The organism is Streptomyces sp. NPDC093225 (assembly GCF_044753805.1).
GTDB lineage: Bacteria > Actinomycetota > Actinomycetes > Streptomycetales > Streptomycetaceae > Streptomyces.
Genome location: NZ_JBIVNX010000009.1, coordinates 170,888 through 195,534, shown reverse-complemented (window position 1 = coordinate 195,534; position 24,647 = coordinate 170,888). Strand labels below are relative to the sequence as shown.

The window sequence follows — 24,647 nt, the reverse complement described above, 5'->3', positions numbered from 1 at the left end:
CGAGCCTAGTGGGCCCCACCGACAATCCCCTCCGCGGCGGCCCCCGGGTCCCGCCGGTCCGCGGCCGGCGCCCGGCGGTCCGCGCCCCGCGCCCGCCATGACACCATCGAGGCACCACCGCACGAACACATGCTCAAAGGGGAGCGCCATGGCGACCAAGCCGCCCGCAGGTGATCCGGTCCAGGACGCGCCGCAGGTCGCGCCCCCCAAGCACGCCGCCGCCGGCCTGCCCGCCATCGGCCACACCCTGAAGATCGCCCAGGAGCAGATGGGGCTGGTCCGCACCACCCGCACCCTCCTCAAGGTCAACCAGAAGAACGGCTTCGACTGCCCCGGCTGCGCCTGGCCCGAGGGCGACAAGCGGCACACCGCCGAGTTCTGCGAGAACGGCGCCAAGGCCGTCGCCGAGGAGGCCACGCTGCGCCGGGTCACCCCGGACTTCTTCGCCGCCCACCCGCTCGCCGACCTGGAGAAGCGCTCCGGCTACTGGCTCGGCCAGCAGGGCCGCATCACCCAGCCCATGTACCTGCCCGAGGGCGCCGACCGCTACGAGGCCGTCACCTGGGAGCGGGCCTTCGCGATCATCGCGGAGGAGCTGCGCGCCCTGTCCTCCCCCGACGAGGCGCTGTTCTACACCTCGGGCCGCACCAGCAACGAGGCCGCGTTCCTCTACCAGCTCTTCGCCCGCGAGTTCGGCACGAACAACCTGCCCGACTGCTCGAACATGTGCCACGAGTCCTCCGGCTCGGCCCTGGTCGAGACGATCGGCATCGGCAAGGGCAGCGTCTCCCTCGAAGACCTCCACCAGGCCGACCTGATCATCGTCGCCGGCCAGAACCCGGGCACCAACCACCCCCGCATGCTCTCCGCACTGGAGCAGGCCAAGGCCGCCGGCGCGAAGATCATCTCGGTGAACCCGCTGCCCGAGGCCGGCCTGGAGCGCTTCAAGAACCCCCAGACCCCGCTCGGCATGATCAAGGGCGCCGCCCTCACCGACCTCTTCCTCCAGATCCGCATCGGCGGCGACCAGGCCCTCTTCCGCCTCCTCAACAAGCTCGTCATCGAGGCTGGCGCCGTCGACGAGGAGTTCATCGCCGAGCACACCCACGGCTACGAGGCGCTCGCCGCCGCGGCCGAGGACGCCGACTGGCCCGAGACCCTCACCGCCACCGGCCTGACCCGGGCCGAGATCGAGCAGGCCCTGGCCATGGTCCTGGCCTCGAAGCGCACCATCGTCTGCTGGGCGATGGGCCTGACCCAGCACAAGCACGGCGTCGCCACCATCCGCGAGGTGGTCAACCTCCTGCTGCTGCGCGGCGACATCGGCCGCCCCGGCGCCGGCGTGTGCCCCGTGCGCGGCCACTCCAACGTGCAGGGCGACCGCACCATGGGCATCTTCGAGCGCCCCGCCCCCGCCTTCCTCGACGCCCTCGACAAGGAATTCGGCATCACCTCGCCCCGCCACCACGGCTACGACGTGGTCCGCGCCATCGAGGCGCTGCGCGACGGCGAGGCCAAGGTCTTCTTCGCCATGGGCGGCAACTTCGTCGGCGCCACCCCCGACACCGACGTCACCGAGGCCGCCATGCGCAGGGCCGCCCTGACGGTGCACGTGTCGACCAAGCTCAACCGCTCCCACGCGGTGACCGGCCGGCGCGCCCTGATCCTGCCCACCCTCGGCCGCACCGACAAGGACGTCCAGGCCGGCGGGAAGCAGTTCGTCACGGTCGAGGACTCCATGGGCATGGTCCACGCCTCCCGCGGCAACCTCACGCCGGCGAGCCCCCACCTGCTCTCCGAGCCCGCGATCGTGGCCCGCATGGCCCGCGCCGTGCTCGGCGGGGCCTCGACCACGCCGTGGGAGGAGTTCGAGAAGGACTACGGCACCATCCGCGACCGGATCTCCCGCGTGGTGCCCGGCTTCGAGGACTTCAACGCCCGCGCCGCCCGCCCCGGCGGCTTCACCCTCCCGCACGCCCCCCGCGACGAGCGCCGCTTCCCCACCACGACCGGCAAGGCGAACTTCACCGCCGCCCCCGTGGAGTACCCGCGCGTGCCCGACGGCCGGCTGCTGCTGCAGACCCTGCGCTCGCACGACCAGTACAACACCACCATCTACGGGCTCGACGACCGCTACCGCGGCATCAAGGGCGGCCGCCGCGTGGTCCTCGTCCACCCCGACGACGCGGCCGAGCACGGGCTCGCCGACGGCGCGTACACCGACCTGGTCTCGGAGTGGAAGGACGGCGTCGAGCGGCGCGCGCCCGGCTTCCGCGTCGTGCACTACCCCACCGCGCGCGGGTGCGCGGCGGCGTACTACCCGGAGACCAACGTGCTCGTGCCGCTCAACTCCACCGCCGACACCAGCAACACCCCGGCGAGCAAGTCGGTCGTCATCCGCTTCGAGCCCGCGAGCGCCGGCTGACGCGGGAAGGCCTCCGATGCCGTCCACCCGACTGAGCGGACGCTCAGTCGGGTGATATGAAGGGACCGTCAACGGTTAACGGTCGTTCACGACGCGTCCACGAAACGGAGCCGTCCCCATGGGCGAACAGCACAGCCCGAAGTTCCCGCAGGAAATCATCGACGAGTACGCGGCCCTGGGCATCGACCTGCCCGCCCTCTTCTCGGCCGGCCACCTCGGCGAGCGCATGGACATCCGCGTCCTGGAGGCCGCCCCCGACCGCGTCGTCGGCACCATGCCCGTCGAGGGCAACACCCAGCCCTACGGCCTCCTGCACGGCGGCGCCTCGGCCGTCCTGGCCGAGACCCTCGGCTCGGTCGGCGCCATGCTGCACGGCGGCATCGACAAGATCGCCGTCGGCGTGGACCTCAACTGCACCCACCACCGGGGCATCCGCTCCGGCCTGGTCACCGGCGTCGCCACCCCCGTCCACCGCGGCCGCTCCACCGCCACCTACGAGATCGTCATCACCGACGAGGACGGCAAGCGGGTCTGCACCGCCCGCCTGACCTGCCTGCTGCGCGACACGAACCCGCAACAGCAAGGCTGAGACGAGGCGTTGTCGCGCCCCCCGACCCCGGACTACCGTCCCCGCATGGACACGGTGACGGCGCCGGGGGGCGCACGCGTACGCCGCCCGCGCCGGCGGAGCGGCCGCGCACACCCGGCACACCCCACGGCCCCGCACCCACCGCCCCTCCCGACGGACCGGCCCGCGGCCCGGCCCCGCCGCACGCCGCCCCACGCCCCGGGCCGCGCGCCCGCCCGCCGCCCGGCCCGCGCCCTCGCCGCGGCGGCCGTCACCGCCCTCCTCGCCGCCACCGGCGTCGCCTGCGGCGCACCCCCCGCCCCGTCCGCCCGGCCCGCGAGCACGACACCGGCGTCCCCGCGGCCCGCCACCCCGCAGGAGCTGTGCACCCGCCTGGTCGCCGAGTGGACCCACCGCGTCCTGGACGGCGGCCCGCACAGTCACCTCGACTACCAGGAGATGGGCCTCTCCGGCGGCCAGTACGAGATCCTGCGCGCGGCCGTCGCCGCGGGCCGGGCAGCCGGGGCGAAGGAGGGCCCCGCCGCGGCCCACGACGCCGCCGGCGCGGAGGTCGAGCGCGGCTGCGCCGAGCGCTACCGGCACGGCACCCCGACCGGCGGGCCCTGGCAGTGAGCGGCACCGGCCCGGGCGGCATCGGCCCCGTCGAGCCCGGCGACGACACCTGGGGCGGCGCCGGGGACGCCGGCGCCGACGACCCGTGGGACACCGCCCCCGGACCGCGCCGAGGCCGGGGCCGCCGCGGGAGCGGGGCGCGCCTGGCGCTCGCGCTGGCCCTCACCGCCGCGGCCGCCGGCGCCGGCGGCTACCTGTACGCCCTGCGCAGCCACCCGCCGGCCCCGCAGCCGCCGCCCTACCCCTCCCAGGTCTTCTCCGTCACCTACGGCGGGCCGGTGCGCCCGACGCCCGCCGGGACGGCGTTCGCGTTCACCGTCTTCCTGCGCACGGCGGCGGGTCCGCCGGTCTCCCTGGAGCGAATCGGCCAGCCCTGGGCAGCACTCAGCGTGACCGTCGACCCGCACACACCCCTCGTCGTCGACAAGGGCCGGAACCGTGCGGTTGTCGTGCAGATTCAGGTCAAAGATTGCATGCATGTACCACGGAATGCAGCTCTGCCATTTCTCGAAGTAACCCTCAGTAATGGATCCCGAAAAGAGGATCACAGTTACATCCTCGGTGACCGATATGCCAGGGAACTCTCCACAGCACTCAGCAACGCATGTCCCGACTCCCGAGATGCGCCGCGACCTGCGCCGTCATGACCAAAACCCGTGACAGTACTGGGCTGTCAGCAGCAAAACCACCGAACAGTAGTGCCCGATCTCACCATGCGGACACGACGAAACGGCCGGAATTCCCCCGTTCCACCCGCCAAGTTCCGCTATCCATTACGCCGTGGCATAACAAGAGAGTCACAGCCTTGGCCTCAGCCCTCCATATCCCCCGATCAGCCGCCTAGAGTCACGGCCAGTCACCGCGACCACCGGATTCCACGCAGTTCGGTCCGCGTTTCGACTCGGCGCGTCCCAGGTGGGGACGCAGTGCCTGGAAAGGACTGATCGTGCGTCAAACCAAGCTCATCGCCGTGACCGCCGCGCTCGCCGCGGGTGCGCTCACCCTCACCGCCTGCGGCTCCCGTGGCGACGACAAGGGCGGCAACGACGCCGGCTCCGGCGGCACCACGGTCGTCATCGGCGTCGACGCCCCCCTCACCGGCGACCTCTCGGCCCTGGGCCTCGGCATCCGCAACTCCGTGGACCTCGCCACCCAGCAGGCCAACGCCAAGAAGTACGTCCCCGGCGTCACGTTCAAGTTCGAGGCCTACGACGACCAGGCGCAGCCCTCCTCCGGCCAGCAGAACGCCACCAAGCTCGTCGCCAACAAGGACGTCCTCGGTGTCGTCGGCCCGCTGAACTCCTCCGTCTCGGAGTCCATGCAGAAGGTCTTCGACGACGCCAAGCTCACCCAGATCTCCCCGGCCAACACCAACCCGGCCCTCACCCAGGGCCCGAAGTGGAACACCGGCGAGAAGGCGCGCCCCTACAAGTCGTACTTCCGCACCGCGACCACCGACGCCATCCAGGGCCCGTTCGCCGCGCAGTACCTCTACAACAAGGCCAAGAAGACCAAGGTCTTCCTGATCGACGACAAGAAGACCTACGGCTCCGGCCTCGCCGGCACCTTCAAGGGCGAGTTCACCAAGCTCGGCGGCAAGGTCGTGGGCGAGGCCCACGTCAACCCCGACACCAAGGACTTCTCCGCCGTCGCCACCCAGGTCAAGAGCTCCGGCGCCGACGTCGTCTACTACGGTGGCGAGTACCCCGCCGCCGGCCCGCTCTCCAAGCAGATCAAGAAGGCCGGCGCCGCCATCCCGCTCGTCGGCGGCGACGGCATCTACAGCGCCGACTTCATCAAGCTCTCCGGCAAGGAGGGCGTGGGCGACCTCGCCACCTCCGTCGGCGCCCCGGTCGAGACCCTCCCCTCGGCCAAGGAGTTCGTCGCCAACTACAAGAACGCCGGCTTCAAGGAGGCCTACGAGGCCTACGGCGGCTACTCCTACGACTCCGCCTGGGCGATCATCGAGGCCGTCAAGGCCGTCGTCGACGCCAACGGCGGCAAGCTCCCCCAGGACGCCCGCGCCAAGGTCCTCGAGGCCACCAACAAGGTCTCCTTCGACGGCGTGACCGGCAAGGTCTCGTTCGACGAGTTCGGTGACGCCACCAACAAGCAGCTCACCGTCTACAAGTACGAGGGCGACGCCTGGAAGGCCGTCGAGTCCGGCACCTTCTCCGGCTGACCCTCCCCCTCCCCCCTCATCACCCCTGCCGCGCGGGGCGCGCACTCCTAGCGCCCCGCGCGGTGTCACATCCGTCGAAAGACTCGGAGGACCTGCGGTGCACGAACTGCCGCAACAGCTGGTCAACGGCCTGCTACTGGGATCCATGTACGGGCTCGTCGCCATTGGCTACACGATGGTCTACGGCATCGTCCAGCTCATCAACTTCGCCCACGGCGAGATCTTCATGACCGGCGGGTTCGGGGCCCTCACCGTCTGGCTGATGCTCCCCTCGGGCACCACCATGTGGATCGCCCTGCCCCTCATGCTCATAGGCGCGATCGTCGTCGCCACCACCATCGCCGTAGCAGCGGAACGTTTCGCCTACCGCCCCCTGCGCAGCGCACCCCGCCTCGCCCCGCTCATCACCGCCATCGGCCTCTCCCTCGCCCTCCAGCAGGCGGTCTGGGCCTGGTACCCCGAGGCCAAGTCCTCCCGAGTCTTCCCCGAAATCCCCGGCGGCCCCTTCCACATCGGCAGCGTCACCATCCAGACCGGTGACATCTTCCTGATCATCGCCGCCCCCGTCTCCATGGCCTTCCTCGGCTACTTCGTCATGAAGACCCGCACCGGCCGCGGCATGCAGGCCACCGCCCAGGACCCCGACACCGCCAAGCTCATGGGCATCAACACCGACCGCATCATCGTGGTCGCCTTCGCCCTCGGCGCGGCCTTCGCCGCCGTCGGCGCCGTCGCCTACGGCCTCAAGTACGGCGAGATCAACTTCCGCATGGGCTTCCTCCTCGGACTCAAGGCCTTCACCGCCGCAGTCCTCGGCGGCATCGGAAACATCTACGGCGCCATGATCGGCGGCCTCGTCCTCGGCCTCGCCGAGACCATGGCCACCGCCTACATCGCCCACATCCCCGGCATGGAACAGCTCGGCGGCCAGGCCTGGGCCGACGTCTGGGCGTTCGTACTTCTCATCCTCGTGCTCCTCTTCCGGCCCCAGGGCCTGCTGGGCGAGCGCGTGGCGGACAGGGCGTGAGAACCATGACGACCATCACCGCGGACACCGCAACCACCACCGTCACCCCCGCGAAGGGCCTCATCGCCCTCCCCGAGAAGACGGCCCGCGCCCTGGCCACCGCAGGCGGCGCCCTCACCGTCGTCTCCTGCTTCCTCGCCTGGACCTGGACCTCCGCCTTCCCCGGCGACCTCACCGTCTACGGCTACCCCGGCGGCCTCCAGTGGCTCGTCCTCGTCGGCGGCCTCCTCACCACCCTCTTCGCCCTCTCCTCCTACGGAGTCAAGGGCCTGCGCTGGCTCACCCCCGCCGGCGCCGACTCGGCGATCAAGCTCTCCGCCCTCGCCGCCTTCACCACCGCCTGGTACACCTGCATCGCCATCAGCAACACCCTCGGCGGGCTCGTCAACCTCGAACCCGGCGGCTTCATCGCCATGGCGGCCACCCTCGCCACCCTCGTCGGCGCCCTGGCCCTGCCCTACCAGCACCCGGCCACCGACGACGCCGACCCCGACGAGAGCGGCTACGGCAAGTTCAAGCACAACGCCGCCAACCGCTGGACGACCATCAAGGCCGCCTTCGCCCCCGGCACCCCCAAGGCCCCCGCCCGCCAGCTCCCCGGCTGGGCCGAGATCCTCGTCCTCGCCGCCGTCCTGGCCCTCGGCCTCGCCGTCTTCACCTACGGCATCGGCACCGAGTACGACGAACTCTTCATCGGCTTCCTGCTCACCGCCTGCTTCGGCTTCGCCGCGATCAACAAGTCCGGCCTCGCCGCCCGCGTCAGCGCCATGGCAGCCAACCACCGCAACGTCGCCATGGTCGGCGCCTTCGCCGCCGCGGCCGCGTTCCCCTTCACCCAGACCGACGACCAGTACGCGACCATCGGCGTCAACATCCTGATCTTCGCCACCGTCGCCCTCGGCCTCAACATCGTCGTCGGCCTCGTCGGCCTCCTCGACCTCGGCTACGTCGCCTTCCTCGGCGTCGGCGCCTACGCCGCGGCCATGGTCTCCGGCTCCCCCTCCAGCCCCTTCGGCCTCCACCTGCCGTTCTGGGCCGCCATCCTCATCGGCGCCGCCGCCTCCATGGTCTTCGGCGTCGCCATCGGCGCCCCGACCCTGCGACTGCGCGGCGACTACCTCGCCATCGTGACGCTCGGCTTCGGAGAGATCTTCCGCATCGCCGTCAACAACATGGACGGCACCTCCGGCCCCGACATCACCAACGGCTCCAACGGCATCTCCTCGATCCCGAACCTCGACATGTTCGGCTTCGACTTCGGCGCCGAGCACAGCATCGGCGGCTTCACCATCGGCCGCTTCGCGAACTACTTCCTGCTCATGCTCCTGGTCACCCTCGTCGTGGTGATCGTCTTCCGGCGCAGCAGCGAATCCCGCATCGGCCGCTCCTGGGTCGCCATCCGCGAAGACGAGACCGCCGCCGAAGCCATGGGCATCAACGGCTTCCGCGTCAAGCTCATCGCCTTCGCCCTCGGCGCCGCCCTCGCCGGCCTCGCCGGAGCCGTCCAGGCCCACGTGACCTACACCGTCACCCCCGAGCAGTACCAGTTCGCCAACGCCGTACCCCCGAACTCCGCCTTCCTCCTCGCCGCCGTCGTCCTCGGCGGCATGGGAACCATCAGCGGACCCCTCGTCGGCGGAGCCCTGCTCTACCTCATCCCCAACAAGCTCCAGTTCATGGGTGAGTACCAGCTCTTCGCCTTCGGCCTCGCCCTCATCGTCCTCATGCGCGTCCGCCCCGAAGGCCTCATCCCCAACCGGCGCCGCCAGCTCGAATTCCACGAGAACGACGACGAGAACTCCGCAGACCTCAGCAAGGCAGGGGCCTGAACATGACGACGACCACCACCGAGACGACGCCCGCCGCCACCACCGGCGAGACCGTCCTCGACGCCCGCGGCGTCACCATGAGGTTCGGCGGCCTCACCGCCGTCAAGAACGTCGACCTCACCGTCAAGAGCGGCGAGATCGTCGGCCTCATCGGCCCCAACGGAGCCGGCAAGACCACCTTCTTCAACTGCCTCACCGGCCTCTACATCCCCACCGAGGGCGAAGTCCGGTACAAGGGCACGGTCCTGCCCCCCAAGTCCTTCAAGGTCACCGCGGCCGGCATCGCCCGCACCTTCCAGAACATCCGTCTCTTCAACAACATGACGGTCCTGGAAAACGTCCTCGTCGGCCGCCACACCCGCACCAAGGAAGGCCTCTGGTCGGCCCTCCTTCGCCTCCCCGGCTTCCACCGCGAAGAAGGCGCCAGCAAGCTCAAGGCCATGGAACTCCTCGAGTTCATCGGCCTCGCCCACAAGGCCGACCACCTCGCCCGCAACCTCCCCTACGGCGAGCAGCGCAAGCTCGAAATCGCCCGCGCCCTCGCCAGCGAGCCCGGCCTCCTGCTCCTCGACGAGCCCACCGCCGGCATGAACCCCCAGGAGACCCGGGTCACCGAAGAGCTCATCTTCGCCATCCGGGACAAGGGCATCGCTGTCCTCGTCATCGAGCACGACATGCGCTTCATCTTCAACCTCTGCGACCGCGTCGCCTGCCTCGTCCAGGGCGAAAAGCTCATCGAAGGCACCGCCGGCGAGGTCCAGAGCGACGAACGCGTCATCGCCGCCTACCTCGGCGAGCCCTTCGAAGGCGCCCCCGGCACCGAAGAAGCCGCCGAAGTCGAAGCCGCCGAAGCCCACGCCGACGCCCCCCAGGCCGACGCACCCGCCGAAGCCCCCGAGGCCGAAGCCGACGCCGACGCCCCCGCGGCCGAAGCCCCCGAGGCCGACGCACCCGCCGACGCGGACAGCACCACCAGCAGCACGGACGGAGAACCCAAGTGACCGCACTGCTCGAGGTCGAAGACCTCAAGGTCGCCTACGGCAAGATCGAAGCCGTCAAGGGCATCTCCTTCACCGTCGAAGCCGGCCAGATCGTCTGCCTCATCGGCACCAACGGCGCCGGCAAGACCACCACCCTGCGCACCCTCTCCGGGCTCATCAAGCCCAAGGGCGGCCAGATCAAGTTCCAGGGCAAGAGCCTCAAGAAGGTCCCCGCCCACGACATCGTCTCGCTCGGACTCGCCCACTCCCCCGAGGGGCGGCACATCTTCCCGCGCATGACGATCGAGGACAACCTCCTCCTCGGCGCCTTCCTCCGCAAGGACAAGGACGGCATCGGCAAGGACGTCCAGCGCGCCTACGACCTCTTCCCCATCCTGGGAGAGCGCCGCAAGCAGGCCGCCGGCACCCTCTCCGGCGGCGAGCAGCAGATGCTCGCCATGGGACGCGCCCTCATGTCCCAGCCCAAACTGCTCATGCTCGACGAGCCCTCCATGGGCCTCTCCCCGATCATGATGCAGAAGATCATGGCCACCATCGCCGAGCTCAAGGCCGCCGGCACGACCATCCTCCTGGTCGAGCAGAACGCCCAGGCCGCACTGTCCCTGTCCGACCAGGCACACGTCATGGAGATCGGCAAGATCGTCCTCTCCGGCCCCGGCCGCGAGCTGCTCGTCAACGAGGACGTCCGCAAGGCGTACCTCGGCGAGGACTGAGCCCGCACCACCACCGGCCCGTCGGCCCCGCCCCACTCGAAGGGGGCGGGGCCGACGCCGTTCCCGGCCCCGTACGGACGTACGCGCGCACGGACGGGCGGACGGACGGACGGACCCGGGAACGCCGGAGGCCGCCTCCCCCGACCAGGGGAGACGGCCTCCGGAACACGCCGAACGGACCCTACTGGCCCTTCGCCGCCTGCTTCTTCTCCTCGGCGTCCTCGATGACCGCCTCCGCGACCTGCTGCATCGACATGCGCCGGTCCATCGACGTCTTCTGGATCCACCGGAACGCCGCCGGCTCGCTCAGCCCGTACTGCGTCTGCAGGATGCTCTTCGCCCGGTCCACCAGCTTCCGGGTCTCCAGCCGCTGCGAGAGGTCCGCGACCTCCTGCTCCAGCGCCTTCAGCTCCGTGTACCGCGACACCGCCATCTCGATGGCCGGCACGACGTCGCTCTTGCTGAACGGCTTCACCAGGTACGCCATCGCACCCGCGTCCCGCGCCCGCTCCACGAGCTCGCGCTGCGAGAACGCGGTCAGCATCAACACCGGGGCGATCGACTCCTGGGCGATCTTCTCCGCCGCGGAGATGCCGTCCAGGACCGGCATCTTGACGTCGAGGATCACCAGGTCCGGGTTGAGCTCCCGGGCCAGCTCCACGGCCGTCTGCCCGTCGCCGGCCTCGCCGACCACGGAGTAGCCCTCCTCTTCGAGCATCTCCTTGAGGTCGAGACGGATCAGGGCCTCGTCCTCGGCGATGACGACGCGGGTCGTCAGCGGCGGTACGTGCGTCTGGTCTGCGTCGACGGGCGCCGTCGACGACTCGTGCTCGGCGGTCACGGAGGCTCCTCTTTCCAAGCTGGATCAGCTCCCACGAGCCTACCTAGCTCCTGTATGTTTGTGGGACGGAGGGTCTTCGGTATCCTTCGTTTCGAAGGGGCCCCGGTAGCCCAGCGGTAGAGGCCATGGATTCAAAACCCATACAGCGTCGGTTCGAATCCGACCCGGGGTACTTCTCCTTCGATTCCAAGGTGTTCCTGGCGATTTGCGATCTTCACTCGCCTCGGTGAACGAACCTTCGAAGCAGGGCCAAGCGGGCGAACCGACCGCCAAGCTGCGACTCATGCAGCACAACTCTTCGATTCGCGATCACGCAGTCGCACTCCTGCGCCAGGGCATGCCCAACAGAGCGGTGGCGGAACTGCTGAATGTTCCCCGCGGCACCGTCGGCTGGTGGCGCCACGAAGACCGCAAACGGCGCGGCGAGCATTACGTCCAACCCACCGACTGCCCCCGGTGCACGGGCCGCGAGGTGGACCGCGAGGCCTACGCGTACCTGCTCGGCCTCTACCTCGGCGACGGACACATCATCGCGAAGGCCAGGCAGAACCACCTTTCCGTCTACTGCGACGAGAAATGGACCGGTCTCATCGACGCGGCGGAAGCGGCCATGCGCCGGGTGATGCCCTCGCCGAGCACCGGTCGGCACCAGAAGAAGGGCTGTGTGGAGGTGAAGTCCTACAGCCGCCATTGGCCGTGCCTCTTCCCGCAGCACGGGCCCGGGAAGAAGCACGATCGGCGGATCGCGCTCGAGCCCTGGCAGCAGGAGATCGTGGACGCGCACCCGTGGGAGTTCATCCGGGGGTTGATCCACTCCGACGGATGCCGGATCACGAACTGGACCACCCGCGTGGTGGGTGGTGAGCGCAAGCGCTACGAGTACCCGCGGTACTTCTTCACCAACAAGTCCGACGACATCCGGCAGCTGTGCACGGACACGCTCACGGCCGTCGGCGTCGAGTGGACGATCACCGCCCGCGGCAGCGACCCCTTCAACGTCTCCATAGCCCGCAAGGGTTCGGTGGCGCTCATGGATGCGCACATCGGGGCGAAGTACTAGCGCAGCTCGGTGGCGTCGGGCGTGGGAGCGGGGCCGTCGTTCCGGGGTTCAGCGCGAGTCGTCGTAGGCCTTCCAGATCAGTGGGGGCAGGGTGCTGCCGCGTTGGGAGTCGGGGCCTCCGACGCCCTGCATGGGGAGGAGGTGGGGGACGTCGGGGCGGGTGCGGAAGAGGGTGATCGAGGTGCTGAGTTGGGGGGTCATGCCGATGTACCAGGCGGATTTCATGCGGTCGTTGGGGCCGGTTTTGGCGGCCCAGGAGGGGCGGTGGGACTCGGGGTTCCTGGGGGGTCCGAGGGTGGTGCGGCTGATCTGCTGGAGGGCGGTTCCGACGATGTCGGCGGCCTGGGTGCTCATGGCGCGTCGGGGCTGGGGTCGGTCGAGGCCGGGGACGGCGACGCCGTCGTGGACGACTTTGGTGACCGAGTAGGGCTCGTTGGCCTGACCGTGGTTGAGGAAGGTCGTGTAGGCGGTGGCGAGGCGGACGGCGCTGGGGGTGGAGGTGCCGAGGGCGAAGGTGGGTTCGAGTGTGGCCATGCTTTCCGGGCGTAGGCCGGTGGCGATGGCGAGGTTCCTGACCTTGTCGAGGCCGATCCTCTTGGCGGCGGTGACGAAGGGGGTGTTGTCGGAGGCCACGAGGGCGGTGTGGAGGTTGGTGAGGGGGGTCGGGGGTGCCGAGACCATGGGTTGGGGGGTCGGGGAGGCGTTGTCGGTGGGGTTTTCCGAGGTGCCGTACATCCGTTCCAGGGCGGCGGCGTAGACGAAGGGTTTGAAGGCGGAGGCTGCCGGGACGCCGGAGGTGTCGGCGTTGTTGGTGAAGTGTTCGATGGCGTCGGTGCCGCCGTAGACGGCGATGACGGCTCCGTCGCGGGGGCGTACGGAGGCGGCGCCGATCTGTACGTCCCGGTCGTCGGGGCGCTTCTTGGGGTCCAGGTGGTCGTGGCGTACCTGGTCGACGGCTTTGGTGAGGGCGGTGACCTTGTCCTTATGGAAGGTGGTGTGGATGCGGTAGCCGCCGTGGGCGAGGTCCTTGTCGGTGAGGCCTGTGCGGCTCTTGAGGTATTTGTTGGCGAGGTCGACGAGGTAGCCGGTCTGGCCGGCCTGGCTGGTGGGTTTGACCGGGGGTTTCGGTTCGGGGAACTGGGTGTACTTCGCGCGTTCGTCGGCGCTCATCGTCCCTGTCTCGACCTGGCGGTCGAGGATCCATTCCCAGCGGTCGGCGGCGCGCCGGTGGTTGGCGGGGCTGAGGGAGGGGTCGAAGGTTTCGGCGCCTTTGAGGACGGCGGCGAGGAGGGCGGCCTGGCTGGGGTTCAGTTGGGTGGCGGGGATGCCGTAGTAGGCGTAGGCGGCGGCTTGGATGCCGTAGGCGCCGCGGCCGTACCAGGAGGTGTTGAGGTAGCCCTGGAGGATCTCGTCCTTGGACCTCTGGTTGTTGACCTTGACGGAGAGGAAGAGTTCCTTGACCTTGCGTTGGACGGTCTGGTCCTGGCTGAGGTAGGTGTTCTTGACGTACTGCTGGGTGATGGTGGAGCCGCCTTGGACTTCTTTGCCCTGGGCGATGTTGACGGCGGCGCGGAGGATTCCCATGGCGGATACGCCGGAGTCGCTGTAGAAGTCGGCGTTCTCGGCGGCGATGACGGCGCGTTCGACGGAGTCGGGTACTTGGATGAGGGTGACGTCCTGGCGGTTGACGTCGCCGACGCTGACCATGCGGGTGCCGTCGGCCCAGTAGTAGACGGTGGCTTGGCGTCGGGCGGAGTCCTGGGCGGTCGGGATGTCGATCCGTGCGTAGACGGTGACGATGAGGGCCCCGAGGGTGCTGGTGGTGAGCAGGGTGAGGCCGGTGGTGAGTTTCCAGGAGGGGGTCCAGCGTCGCCAGCCGTGTCGTCCGTGTCGGGGGTAGTCGATGCGGCGGCGGGTGGTGGTGTCGGTTTCGGTGGGGCTTTTCGCTCGGCGTCGGTGAGGCGGCGTCATGCGGGAACGGTCCTCCTTGGTCGCCTGTGTGGTCGTGTGGGGGTGGCGACGACTTGGCTGGGAGGATGATCAGACTGCGCTGATGGTTGGTCCGTTCGCGAGTTTTTCTCGGTTGGTGTGGGGCTGTGGTGCGTGTCAGGCGGGGAGGCGGCGGCGCCAGTCGAGTGGGGTGACGGTGATGGCGCGGGAGGGGTTGCCGTCCCAGTCGGTGGTGAGGCCGGCGGTGGCGTTTCACGGAGGTGTTCGCCGCGGATGTAGGCACGGTCAGGGTGCTTCTGCCAGCAGGCCGAGTAGAGCCCACGTCCGGGATGCCGTCGCGGCTGCCCGCATTCGCGGGAGATCCGCGGCGGTTTCCTCTCCGGCCGAGGGCCTGAACCGTGTCCACCGTGATGGCCGTCGTCCGGCCCTGCGAGGTGATGTGCCGGGCCAGCACCTATTCCGTCAGCGGCGTTCCTCTGGGTCCTCGCCCTTCCTGTGAACCCGCCACCGTCTGGTGGGCACCGCGGCAGTCAGGCGGTGCCCATGGCGGCGGGGAAGTGGTCGGGGTCGGTGGTGTGGCCGCGGGTTTCGGCGTGGAGGGTCCAGGTGCCGGTGTCGTCGCGGGTGAATTCGGCGATGGTGGCGGCGGTGGCGTGGGGGATGGTGGTGAGGTCGTCGGTGGCGAGGTCGGTGTGGTCGGCGCGGATGCGGATGCCGGTGCCGGGGATGTCGGCGAAGGTCTTGCCGTCGCGGCCTTGGATGACGACACCGATGACGACGCGGCGGAGGCGGGGGTCCATGCGGTGGAGTTCGAGGGTCATGACCTCGTCGTAGCCGAAGCCCTGGCCGGTGCGGCTGTCGCGGTCGAGGGTGACGGTGCCGTCGGGTGAGCGGTTGGCGAAGTGGACGAGGTAGGCGGCGGGGCCGTGGGGGGCGTCGGCGTCGTAGACGGCGGCGACGAGGTCGAGGTCGTGCGGGGGTGTGCCGGCGGGGCTGGGGTCCCAGCGGAGTGCGACTTCGACCTTGGTGAGGCCTTTGCGTATGCCGGTCACCCGAACTCCCCTCGTGTCCGGCCGTGTTGGCCGGGTTTGCGCGGTGTGTGATCACCATGCTGCCACGGGGCGGGGGTGGGGGGTGGTGGGGTCGTCCGTTATCGGCCAGCGATGGCTCTTTTTGGGAAGGGGGCCGGGTAGGTGTTGTGGGGGCTTGGGGGTCGTGGGGGGGGCTTGGGTGGGGGTACGGGAACGCCCGGGGCGTGGTACGTCCCGGGCGTGTGGGGTGCGTGGTGCGTGCGGTCCTTATACGGGGTCGCCGATGTGGTGGACGCGGACGAGGTTGGTGGAGCCGGGGACGCCGGGCGGGGAGCCGGCGGTGATGACGACGGTGTCGCCCTTGGCGCAGAGGCCGGTGCGGGTGAGGTGTTCGTCGACCTGGGCGACCATGGCGTCGGTGGAGTCGACGTGGGGGCCGAGGAAGGTTTCGACGCCCCAGGTGAGGTTGAGTTGGGAGCGGGTGGCGGGGTCGGGGGTGAAGGCGAGGAGGGGGATGGGGCTGCGGTAGCGGGAGAGGCGTCGGACGGTGTCGCCGCTCTGGGTGAAGGCGACGAGGTACTTGGCGTCGAGGAAGTCGCCGATTTCGGCGGCGGCGCGGGCGACGGCGCCGCCCTGGGTGCGGGGTTTGCTGTTGTCGGTGAGGGCGGGGAGGCCCTTGGCGAGGACGTCCTCTTCGGCGGCTTCGACGATCCTCGACATGGTGCGGACGGTTTCGACGGGGTATTTGCCGACGCTGGTTTCGCCGGAGAGCATGACGGCGTCGGTGCCGTCGATGACGGCGTTGGCGACGTCGGAGGCTTCGGCGCGGGTGGGTCGGGAGTTGTCGATCATCGAGTCGAGCATCTGGGTGGCGACGATGACCGGTTTGGCGTTGCGCTTGGCGAGTTTGACGGCGCGCTTTTGGACGATGGGGACCTGTTCGAGGGGCATTTCGACGCCGAGGTCGCCGCGGGCGACCATGATGCCGTCGAAGGCGGCGACGATGTCGTCGATGTTCTCGACGGCCTGGGGCTTTTCGATCTTGGCGATGACGGGGAGGCGGCGGTCCTCCTCGTCCATGACGCGGTGGACGTCGTCGATGTCGCGGCCGGTGCGGACGAAGGACAGGGCGATGATGTCGGCGCCGGTGCGCAGGGCCCAGCGGAGGTCGTCGATGTCCTTGTCGGAGAGGGCGGGGACGGAGACGGCGACGCCGGGGAGGTTGAGTCCCTTGTGGTCGGAGACCATGCCGCCTTCGATGACGCGGGTGTGGACGCGGGGTCCGTCGACGTGGGTGACTTCGAGGGTGACGCGGCCGTCGTCGACGAGGATGCGTTCGCCGGGGGTGACGTCGGCGGCGAGGCCGGTGTAGGTGGTGCCGCACTGGTGGCGGTCGCCGGGGTGGGGTTCGGTGGTGATGGTGAAGGTGTCGCCGCGTTCAAGGAGTACGGGGCCTTCGGCGAAGCGGCCGAGGCGGATCTTCGGGCCTTGAAGGTCGGCGAGGATTCCGACGCTGCGGCCGGTTTCGTCGGCGGCTTTGCGTACGCGCTGGTAGCGCTCCTCGTGTTCGGCGTAGGTGCCGTGGCTGAGGTTGAAGCGGGCGATGTCCATTCCGGCTTCGACCAGGGCTTTGATCTGCTCGTACGAGTCTGTGGCGGGGCCCAGGGTGCAGACGATTTTGGCTCGGCGCATGCTGCGAGCGTATGCCCTACCGAGCGGTAGGAGTGGGGGTCGAGGTGTCTGCTCAACATCCGTGGGGTTAAGGGTTGTTGACAATTGTTGAATGTGCGCGGGGGTGCTCTGATGAGCACCCCCGCGGGTGCTTGCGGCGGGGTTGTCGGGGCCTCCGGGAGGTGGGGTCGGGGTGTCGGTGCGGGGGTGTCAGAGGGCCGGCGGGGTCATGGTGAAGCGGGCGTTGACGGCGGCGTAGACGGTCTGGCGCTGGGGTTCGAGGTCGAGGGCGGGCGGGAGGTCGGGTTCGGCGCCGCCGAAGGCCATGGCGCGGACGGCGCCGCCGGGTGCGGCCATGGGGTAGGGGGCGGGGGCGGCCTCGGCGCCGAGGTCGGCGAGTTCGACGAGGGAGGCGAGGCGGGCGCCGAGGGCGGCGGCGTATTCGCGGGCGCGTTGGACGGCTTCGAGGACGGCTTGCCTGCGGGCTTCGCCGTGGGCCGGGGAGTCGGGGCGCAGGGCCCACCAGGGGCCGTCGACGCGGGTGAGGTCCTGGTCGGCGAGGCGGGTGGTGAGTTCGCCGAGGGCGGTGAAGTCGGTGAGTTCGGCGCTGATGTGGACGCGGCCGTGGTAGGCGCGGATGCGTTCGCCGCGGCCGTGGCGGGTGAGTTCGGGGGTGATGGAGAAGGCGCCGGTCTCGAGTTTCTCGACGGCGTCGCCGTAGCTCTTGATGAGGTCGAGGACGGTGGCGTTGCGGCGGGTGAGGTCGTCGAGGGCGGTGCGGCGGTCGGTGCCGCGGGCGCTGACGGTGATGCCGATGCGGGCGATTTCGGGGTCGACTTCGAGGGTGGCTTCGCCCCGGACGGCGACGCGCGGGGCCTCGGGGGTGCCGAAGGGGGCGGGGGGCGGGGCCGGTGTGGCGTGGTCGGTCGTCATGGGCTCAACTGTCCCACTCCCCCGCCGGGGGGCGGGGGTTGTGGCCGGGGCCGGGGACGGGGGCCGGCGGGCGGCCGTGGTTGCGCGGGGCCCGCCGCGTCGGCCTCCGGGGGGAGCCCATGGGGGGCCGGACGCGCGAATCTTCCACGTACCGTAGTCATATGCACACGGAGTGTGACAGTCTGCTGCGTGGTCGCGGTCCCGCAGCAGTGCGCGGGGCCGGTTCCTTCCGTGTATCCGTGACGTGCACAAGGAGTCAGCTGCTCATGTCCGCACCCGTCGTTGACGTCTGGGGCCCGGTCGCCCCCGGGACCCGTTCCTCGTATCCCCCCGCTCCGGAGCCGCACGACACGTGGTCGCTCGCCGGCGGGACCGCGTGGGTCTACTACAGCCCGCTGAACCGCAGGCAGCTCGTCAGGCCCGTCATCCTGTCCGACGGTTTTTCCAGTGGGTCGAGCGACCTCGACCAGCTCTGGCACGGCCTGGAGGAGAACGGCGCGTACCGCTTCGTCTCCGAGCTCCACGCGACCGGTCGTGACGTGGTCGTCCTGGGTTACGCGGACCGGACGGCTTCGATCACGGCGAATGCCGACACCGCCGTCGAGTGCATCCGCCGCGCCGTCGCCGAGCGGGTGGGCGGGGCGAAGCTGGCCGTGGGCGGTTTCAGCATGGGCGGGCTGGTCACCCGGTACGCGCTGGCCAAGATGGAGCAGGACCCGGGGCTCCCCGACCACGAGGCGTGCCTGTACTTCTCCTACGACACTCCCCACCAGGGTGCGTGGCTCCCGGTGTCCCTGCAGGCCTTCACGCACTTCGCGACGGACAAGTGGGGGGAGACGCCCGGCGTGGGGCCCGTCCTGCGCCAGTTCTCGGCGCTGCTCAACAGCCCTGCCGCCAAGGAGATGGCGCGGTGGCACATCGAGAAGGTCGGTGACGCCCCGGGGCAGGCGTCGGAGCGGGTGGCGTTCCTGCGGGCGCTGGACGAGGTCGGGGGGTGGCCGCGGACCGTCCGCAGGATCGGTGTCGCCAACGGCACGGACACCGGTACCGGCAACGGCGTCGCGGCGGGCGCGACGGCGGTGCGGTGCAACGGCCCTTCGCTGCAGGACACGTGGCTCAAGACGCAGGCGCAGGGCGATCAGGTGGTCGCGCGCCTGCAGAAGGCGGGCGAGGAGCCCGTATCGGTGCACACCGGTGGGCTGCCCGACATCGACGGCGCTCCCGGAGGTCTGTTCACCGCGCCGTCGCCTGCGGGTGACCCCGGCAGCTTCGGCCTGGCCGCCCTCCTCATGGGCCTCCTCGGCAACACGGTGGACCCGGACGTCATCAGTACGTCCTGCTTCATCCCCAGCGTCAGTGCCGTCGCCGCCGGTGTCATCGACGACCGGAAGGTGCTGTACCGGCCGATCGGCCCGGACCACAGTGAACTTGACGCCTTCGTCTGCGCGCGCCGCAACGAGGGGCACACCACGATGACCGAGGAACTCGGCGCGTGGATCGTGAACGAGGTCGTCGCTCTCGGGTGACCGCCGGGTGAGCGCCCCCCGTGCTGCCGGGCAGCGCGGGGGGCGTCGTCGTGGGTGCCGCGTCAAGGGTGGCCGGAAACCGGTCACCGGATCGCAACCTGCCGGGGGTGTTGTGGGTGGTTACCGGTGGGTCAGAATCTACGCGCATTGCATTGCCTCACAAGGGAGAAGACATGCCGTTCGATCGCAGGACGTTCCTGGGCACTTCGGCCGCGACGGGTGCGGCCGTGGCGCTGGCGGGTCCGGCCGTTTCCGCCTCGGCCGCCGAGCAGGCCCCGCAGGTCGCGGCGGGCGACCACGGGAAGCGGTACGCGTTCACGGTCATGGGTACGACCGATCTGCACGGAAATGTCTTCAACTGGGACTATTTCACGGACAAGGAGTTCGACGACAAGGCGCACAACGACGTGGGCCTGGCGAAGATCTCCACGCTGGTGGAGCAGGTCCGGGCGGCGAAGGGCCGTCGCAACACGCTGCTGATCGATGCCGGTGACACGATCCAGGGCACGCAGCTGTCGTACTACTACGCCAAGGTGGACCCGATCACGGCGCGCCGTGGTCCGGTGCACCCGATGGCGCAGGCGATGAACGCGATCGGGTACGACGCGGCGGCGCTGGGCAACCACGAGTTCAACTACGGCATTCCGGTGCTGCGCAAGTTCGAGGAGCAGTGCGACTTCCCGCTGCTGGGCGCGAACGCGCTGGACGCGAAGACGCTGCGGCCGGCGTTCGCGCCGTACAGCATGCACCGGCTGCGCACGCCCTGCGGTCGGGACGTGAAGGTGGCGGTGCTGGGTCTGACGAACCCGGGCATCGCGATCTGGGACAAGGCGAACGTGCAGGGCAAGATGACGTTCCCGGGTCTGGAGGAGCAGGCGGCGAAGTACGTCCCGCGGCTGCGGTCGATGGGTGCGGACGTGGTGATCGTCTCGGCCCACTCGGGTTCGAGCGGTACGTCGTCGTACGGCGACCAGCTGCCGTACATCGAGAACGCGGCCGGTCTGGTGGCCGAGCAGGTGCCGGGGATCGACGCGATCCTGGTGGGTCACGCGCACACCGAGATCCCGGAGTACCGGGTGAAGAACAAGGCGACGGGCAAGGACGTGGTGCTGTCCGAGCCGCTGAAGTGGGGTCAGCGGCTGACGCTGTTCGACTTCGAGCTGGTCTTCGAGCGGGGTCGCTGGTCGGTGGAGAAGGTGTCGGCGCAGGTGCTGAACTCCAACACCGTGCCGGAGGACCCGAAGATCACGAAGCTGCTGTCGGACGAGCACGCCAAGGTGGTGGCGTACGTCAACCAGGTGATCGGCAGCTCCAAGGAGGCCATGTCCTCTGCGGAGGGTCCGGTCAAGGACGTCCCGATCATCGACCTGATCAACCACGTGCAGGTGGAGACGGTGAAGGCGGCGCTGGCGGGCGGGCAGTACGCGGCGCTGCCGGTGCTGTCGCAGGCGTCGTGCTTCTCGCGGACGGCGGCGATACCGGCCGGCCAGGTGACGATCCGGGACGCGGCGGGTCTGTACCCGTTCGAGAACACGCTGGAGGCGCGCCTGATGACGGGTGCGCAGCTGAAGGACTACCTCGAGTACTCGGCGAAGTACTACGTGCGGACGGCTCCGGGTGACGTGGTGGACCCGGCGAAGCTGACGAACGCCGAGGCGACGCCGGACTACAACTACGACGCGGTGTACGGCCTGACGTACGACATCGACGTCGCGCAGCCGACCGGTTCGCGGATCACGGGCCTGTCGTTCGGCGGGCAGCCGATCGACCCGGCGGCGCAGTTCGTGCTGGCGGTGAACAACTACCGGGCGTCGGGTGGCGGCAACTTCCCGCACGTGCCGCAGGCGAAGCAGCTGTGGGCGAACTCGGACGAGATCCGCAACACCATCATCTCGTGGGTGAAGGCGAAGGGGACGATCGACCCGGCCCAGTTCGCGTCGGTGGACTGGAAGCTGACCCGGGCGGGCGTGCCGGTGTTCTAGCGCCGGGTGCCGGGTGCCGGGTGCCGGGCGTGCGTGCGCGGCCGCCCGGGGGCGCCGGGTGACCGGTCAGACCTGTTCGACCAGAGGGAGCAGCTCCCCCGCCGTGTGCGGGCGGGGCTGCTCCTTCGCCGTTTCCAGGCCGAAGGTGGTGAAGGCGGTGCGTTCGGGCAGGGGGTAGGGGTCCGTGCCGGTGAGGGTGTTGAGGATGCGGGCGCTGCGCCAGGCGGCGAGGCCGAGGTCGGGGGCGCCGATGCCGTGGGTGTGGCGTTCGCCGTTCTGGACGAAGACGGTGCCGGTGACGGCGGGGTCGAGGACCATGCGGTGCTGGGCGTCGATGCGGGGGCGTCCGGCGGCGTCCTTGCGGACGTACGGGTCGAGGCCGGCGAGGAGGCGGGTCAGGGGGCGCTCCTGGTAGCCGGTGGCGAGGACGACGGCGTCGGTGGTGATGCGGGAGCGGGCGCCCTGCTGGGTGTGTTCGAGGTGGAGTTCCACCTTGGTGGTGGCGACCCGGCCGGCGGTGCGGACGGTGACGCCGGGGGTGAGGACGGTGTCGGGCCAGCCGCCGTGGAGGGTGCGGCGGTAGAGCTCGTCGTGGATGGCGGCGATGGTGCCGGGGTCGATGCCCTTGTGGAGTTGCCACTGGGCGGGGACGAGGCGGTCGCGGACGGGCTCGGGGAGGGCGTGGAAGTAGCGGGTGTAGTCGGGGGTGAAGTGCTCCAGGCCGAGCTTGGAGTACTCCATGGGGGCGAAGGCCTCGGTGCGGGCGATCCAGGTGAGGCGTTCGCGGCCGGCGGGGCGGGCGCGCAGCAGGTCGAGGAAGATCTCGGCGCCGGACTGGCCGGCGCCGACGACGGTGATGTGCTCGGCGCCGAGGATGCGGTCGCGGTGGTCGAGGTAGTCGCCGGAGTGGATGACGGGGACGGTGGGGGCGTCGGCGAGGGGTTTGAGGGGGTCGGGGACGTGGGGGGCGGTGCCGACGCCGAGGACGAGGTTGCGGGTGTGGGTGCGGCCGAGGGCTTCGGCTTCGCCGTCGGCGTCGAGCTGGGTGAAGTCGACCTCGAAGAGGTCGCGTTCGGGGTTCCAGCGGACGGCGTCGATCTGGTGACCGAAGTGGAGTCCGGGGAGGTTGTCGGCGACCCAGCGGCAGTAGGCGTCGTATTCGGCGCGGGTGATGTGGAAGCGCTCGGCGAAGTAGAAGGGGAAGAGGCGTTCCTTGTGGCGCAGGTAGCGCAGGAACGACCAGGGGCTGGCGGGGTCGGCGAGGGTGACGAGGTCGGCGAGGAAGGGGACCTGGAGGGTGGCGCCGTCGATGAGGAGGCCGGGGTGCCAGCGGAAGTCGCGGCGCTGGTCGTAGAAGGCGGTGGTGAGGCCGGTGGCCCCTTCGCGGTGGCGCAGTCCGTGGGCGAGGGCGGCGAGGGAGAGGTTGAAGGGGCCGATGCCGATGCCGACGAGGTCATGGGGGGCGTCGGGCTGGGCGGTGGAGGCTGTCGTCGGGCCGGTCATCGGTGGGTGCTGCCTTCCAGGAGGGCCACCAGGGCTTCCAGGTCCTTGGTGGTGGTGTGGGGGTTGAGGACGGTGGCCTTGAGCCAGCGGCGGCCGGCGGCGGTGGCGCGGCCGAGGACGGCGGTGCCGTCGGTCAGCAGGCGGCGGCGGAGGGCGGCGAGGTCGTCGTCGCCGGCTCCGGTGGGCCGGAACAGGACGGTGCTGATCGCGGGCGCGGCGTGGACCTCGAAGCGGGGGTGGGCGTCGAGGAGGGCGGCGAGTGCGTGCGCGGTGGCGCAGACGCGGTCGGTGAGCTCGGCGAGGCCGTCGCGGCCGAGGGCGCGCAGGGTGACGGCGATCTTGAGGACGTCGGGGCGGCGGGTGGTGCGCAGGGAGCGGCCGAGGAGGTCGGGCAGGCCGGCGTCGGTGTCGTCTGCGGCGTTGAGGTAGTCGGCCTGCTGGGCGAGGGGGGCCAGGAGGGTGGTGTCGGGGACGGCGAGGAGGCCCGCGGCGACCGGCTGCCAGCCGAGTTTGTGCAGGTCGAGGGTGACGGTGGTGGCCCGGTGGAGGCCCGCGAGCCGGTCGCGGTGGCGGGGGCTGAGGGCGAGGAGGCCGCCGTAGGCGGCGTCGACGTGGAGTTCGGCGCGGTGGTGGGCGCACACGTCGGCGATCGCATCGAGGGGGTCGACGAGTCCGGCGTCGGTGGTCCCGGCGGTGGCGGCGACGAGGACCGGCCCGGCCTCGGCGGCGAGGGCCCGGTCGAGGGCGTCGGGGTCGAGGGTGCCGGTGGGGGTGGGGATTTCGAGCGGCTCCGGCATGCCGAGGAGCCATGCGGCGTGGGGCAGGGAGTGGTGGGCGTTGGCGCCGTGGACCAGGCGGGGGGTGGGGGCGCGCGGGTGGGGGTGGGGGCGGGCTCGTTCGCGGGCGAGGAGGAGGGCGAGCTGGTTGGACTCGGTGCCGCCGGTGGTGACGAGGGCGTCGGGGGCGGGGCCCGCGGGGAACAGTTCGGCTGCGAGGGCGCGGGTGACGAGGGCTTCGAGGGCCGAGGCGGCAGGGGCCTGGTCCCACGAGTCGAGGGACGGGTTGAGCGCGCTCGCCGCGAGGTCGGCTGCGGCCGCGAGGGCGAGGGGCGGGGTGTGCAGGTGCGCGAGGCAGTACGGCTCGGCCGGGTCGGCCGAGCCGGCCGCGACGACCCGGGTCAGGGCGGCGAGGGCCTCCTCGGCGCCGGTTCCGCGAGCAGGGAGTACGTCGCCCAGCGCGTCGGCGAGGTCACGCGCGACGCGCTCGGGGCCGCCCGGCGGCAGGGGGCCGCCGCGGTCCCGCGCACCGGCTTCGAGGGCGGTGAGGACGGTGTCCACCAGGGGGCGCAGTGCGGCGGGTCCGGCTGCGCCGCCGGCGAGCGGGGGGAGCGCGGGCATGCGGGTCCTCCCTGGGCGTCTGGGGCGGGGGCGGGGACTCGCCCTCGATCAGCCCAACGAGCCTGACCCGCCGGTGGTAACCCTCGACGCCGCGCTGGCGTGTCGCCATACCGACTCATTGCCGTGGTTGCCCGTGTCGACCCGCCGCCTTGGTCGCCCGTGTCGACCTGCCGCCGTGGTTGCCCATGTCGACCTGCCGCCGTGGTTGCCCATGTCGACTCAACGCCATGGTTGCCCGGGCCGACTCACGATCGTGGGTGCCCAGGCCGACCCGCCGTCCTGGTTGCTCACGCCGACTCACCGCCGTGGTTGCCCGGGCCGACTCACCATCGTGGGTGCCCAGGCCGACCCGCCGCCCTGGTACGGGCATTCCTT

19 protein-coding genes, 1 tRNA gene and 1 pseudogene are annotated in these 24,647 nt (G+C 70.5%); 13 read left to right on the top strand and 8 right to left on the bottom strand.

Annotated features, from left to right (window positions below; genetic code table 11):
- Positions 1–148 precede the first annotated feature (148 nt).
- From ACIQCH_RS11680 to ACIQCH_RS11640, 9 genes are all read left to right on the top strand, one after another.
- Positions 149–2,425: an FdhF/YdeP family oxidoreductase gene (locus ACIQCH_RS11680; RefSeq protein ID WP_402580462.1), complete on the top strand. Its 2,277-nt coding sequence runs from the start codon at positions 149–151 to the stop codon at positions 2,423–2,425.
- A 118-nt stretch (positions 2,426–2,543) separates the two neighbouring features.
- Positions 2,544–3,014, top strand: coding sequence for a PaaI family thioesterase (locus tag ACIQCH_RS11675; RefSeq protein WP_402580461.1), 471 nt, complete (start codon positions 2,544–2,546; stop codon positions 3,012–3,014).
- 45 nt (positions 3,015–3,059) lie between these two features.
- Complete coding sequence (locus ACIQCH_RS11670) at positions 3,060–3,626, top strand: hypothetical protein (protein WP_402580460.1); 567 nt, start codon at positions 3,060–3,062, stop codon at positions 3,624–3,626.
- A complete protein-coding gene (locus tag ACIQCH_RS11665) occupies positions 3,623–4,273 on the top strand; it encodes a Tat pathway signal sequence domain protein (RefSeq protein ID WP_402580459.1) in 651 nt (216 codons plus the stop codon). Before ACIQCH_RS11670 ends, ACIQCH_RS11665 begins: the two co-directional genes overlap by 4 nt.
- 299 nt (positions 4,274–4,572) lie before the next feature.
- Positions 4,573–5,808: a branched-chain amino acid ABC transporter substrate-binding protein gene (locus tag ACIQCH_RS11660; protein ID WP_402580458.1), complete on the top strand. Its 1,236-nt coding sequence runs from the start codon at positions 4,573–4,575 to the stop codon at positions 5,806–5,808.
- 97 nt (positions 5,809–5,905) lie between these two features.
- A complete protein-coding gene (locus ACIQCH_RS11655) occupies positions 5,906–6,835 on the top strand; it encodes a branched-chain amino acid ABC transporter permease (protein WP_030197923.1) in 930 nt (309 codons plus the stop codon).
- Between the two features lie 5 nt (positions 6,836–6,840).
- A complete protein-coding gene (locus ACIQCH_RS11650) occupies positions 6,841–8,664 on the top strand; it encodes a branched-chain amino acid ABC transporter permease (protein WP_402580457.1) in 1,824 nt (607 codons plus the stop codon).
- A gap of 2 nt (positions 8,665–8,666) precedes the next feature.
- A complete protein-coding gene (locus tag ACIQCH_RS11645; RefSeq protein ID WP_402580456.1) occupies positions 8,667–9,665 on the top strand; it encodes an ABC transporter ATP-binding protein in 999 nt (332 codons plus the stop codon).
- A complete protein-coding gene (locus tag ACIQCH_RS11640; protein WP_402580455.1) occupies positions 9,662–10,378 on the top strand; it encodes an ABC transporter ATP-binding protein in 717 nt (238 codons plus the stop codon). The genes ACIQCH_RS11645 and ACIQCH_RS11640 overlap by 4 nt, the downstream gene beginning before the upstream one ends.
- Before the next feature lie 181 nt (positions 10,379–10,559).
- On the opposite strand, the gene ACIQCH_RS11635 is transcribed toward ACIQCH_RS11640, so the two are convergent.
- Positions 10,560–11,219, bottom strand: a complete 660-nt coding sequence (locus ACIQCH_RS11635; RefSeq protein WP_030197935.1) for an ANTAR domain-containing response regulator — start codon at positions 11,217–11,219, stop codon at positions 10,560–10,562.
- A gap of 99 nt (positions 11,220–11,318) precedes the next feature.
- On the opposite strand from ACIQCH_RS11635, the gene ACIQCH_RS11630 reads away from it, so the two are divergent.
- Together ACIQCH_RS11630 and ACIQCH_RS11625 are read left to right on the top strand one after the other, a co-directional pair.
- Positions 11,319–11,391 (top strand) — tRNA-Leu (locus ACIQCH_RS11630).
- Between the two features lie 111 nt (positions 11,392–11,502).
- Positions 11,503–12,279, top strand: coding sequence for a helix-turn-helix domain-containing protein (locus tag ACIQCH_RS11625; protein ID WP_402580454.1), 777 nt, complete (start codon positions 11,503–11,505; stop codon positions 12,277–12,279).
- Positions 12,280–12,327: 48 nt separating this feature from the next.
- On the opposite strand, the gene ACIQCH_RS11620 is transcribed toward ACIQCH_RS11625, so the two are convergent.
- From ACIQCH_RS11620 to ACIQCH_RS11600, 5 genes and pseudogenes are all read right to left on the bottom strand, one after another.
- Positions 12,328–14,250: a transglycosylase domain-containing protein gene (locus tag ACIQCH_RS11620; protein ID WP_402580453.1), complete on the bottom strand. Its 1,923-nt coding sequence runs from the start codon at positions 14,248–14,250 to the stop codon at positions 12,328–12,330.
- Between the two features lie 135 nt (positions 14,251–14,385).
- Positions 14,386–14,469, bottom strand: a pseudogene (locus ACIQCH_RS11615) (DUF6891 domain-containing protein); the annotation flags it as partial.
- A 290-nt stretch (positions 14,470–14,759) separates the two neighbouring features.
- On the bottom strand, positions 14,760–15,281 hold the full coding sequence (locus ACIQCH_RS11610; protein WP_402580452.1) for a TerD family protein: 522 nt from the start codon (positions 15,279–15,281) through the stop codon (positions 14,760–14,762).
- A gap of 246 nt (positions 15,282–15,527) precedes the next feature.
- The gene (gene pyk / locus ACIQCH_RS11605; RefSeq protein ID WP_402580451.1) at positions 15,528–16,952 is read right to left on the bottom strand and encodes a pyruvate kinase; all 1,425 of its coding nucleotides are present in this window, start codon (positions 16,950–16,952) and stop codon (positions 15,528–15,530) included.
- A gap of 189 nt (positions 16,953–17,141) precedes the next feature.
- On the bottom strand, positions 17,142–17,864 hold the full coding sequence (locus ACIQCH_RS11600) for an SIMPL domain-containing protein (RefSeq protein WP_402580450.1): 723 nt from the start codon (positions 17,862–17,864) through the stop codon (positions 17,142–17,144).
- A 266-nt stretch (positions 17,865–18,130) separates the two neighbouring features.
- Here ACIQCH_RS11600 and ACIQCH_RS11595 point away from each other — a divergent pair, with 266 nt between their 5' ends.
- Together ACIQCH_RS11595 and ACIQCH_RS11590 are read left to right on the top strand one after the other, a co-directional pair.
- Positions 18,131–19,390, top strand: coding sequence for an esterase/lipase family protein (locus tag ACIQCH_RS11595; RefSeq protein ID WP_402580449.1), 1,260 nt, complete (start codon positions 18,131–18,133; stop codon positions 19,388–19,390).
- Between the two features lie 173 nt (positions 19,391–19,563).
- Positions 19,564–21,372 carry a bifunctional metallophosphatase/5'-nucleotidase gene (locus ACIQCH_RS11590; protein WP_402580448.1) on the top strand — a complete coding sequence of 603 codons (1,809 nt, stop codon included), beginning with the start codon at positions 19,564–19,566 and terminating at the stop codon, positions 21,370–21,372.
- 66 nt (positions 21,373–21,438) lie between these two features.
- Here the strand turns inward: ACIQCH_RS11590 and ACIQCH_RS11585 are convergent, their stop codons facing one another.
- Positions 21,439–22,875: a lysine N(6)-hydroxylase/L-ornithine N(5)-oxygenase family protein gene (locus ACIQCH_RS11585; RefSeq protein WP_402580447.1), complete on the bottom strand. Its 1,437-nt coding sequence runs from the start codon at positions 22,873–22,875 to the stop codon at positions 21,439–21,441.
- On the bottom strand, positions 22,872–24,272 hold the full coding sequence (locus tag ACIQCH_RS11580) for a pyridoxal phosphate-dependent decarboxylase family protein (RefSeq protein ID WP_402580446.1): 1,401 nt from the start codon (positions 24,270–24,272) through the stop codon (positions 22,872–22,874). The genes ACIQCH_RS11585 and ACIQCH_RS11580 overlap by 4 nt, the downstream gene beginning before the upstream one ends.
- Between the last annotated feature and the right edge of the window lie 375 nt (positions 24,273–24,647).